1 pseudogene is annotated in these 368 nt (G+C 66.8%); it reads left to right on the top strand.

What is annotated here, in order from left to right:
* Positions 1–84 precede the first annotated feature (84 nt).
* A pseudogene (locus L979_RS15525) lies at positions 85–368 on the top strand (transposase family protein); the annotation flags it as partial.

Genomic DNA, 368 nt, shown 5'->3' with positions numbered 1-368 from the left:
GCTGACGGCGCGGCGGTGTCGGGATAGAAGTCGAGGTCTCCCGAGGATGGAAGTTCTCACACTGCCCATCCGGAAGACCTCGACGTGCACGACGCTACCTTCACTCGCCTTGACCTGACCACGTTCTGCCGACTGGATGAGCTCGGTCTCGAAGCCGTTGGGCAACGGCTCGAGCCCGACCGCGCGGTGATCGCTTGCCGCGTCGTCGAGCTCGACCAGTGGTGCCGTCGCTGCGGCTGCGAAGGGGTTCCGCGGGACACGGTGGTCCGGCGGCTTGCGCATGAACCGCTCGGGTGGCGACCCACGACCCTGGAGGTCGTCGTGCGTCGCTACCGCTGCACCGACTGCTGCCATGTATGGCGACAGGA

Origin of the sequence: Kocuria sp. ZOR0020 (assembly GCF_000800955.1) — a bacterium.
Taxonomy (GTDB): Bacteria; Actinomycetota; Actinomycetes; order Actinomycetales; family Micrococcaceae; genus Kocuria; species Kocuria subflava.
Note: the sequence above shows the minus strand (reverse complement) of the source record. Positions and strands in the feature narration are given on the sequence as shown.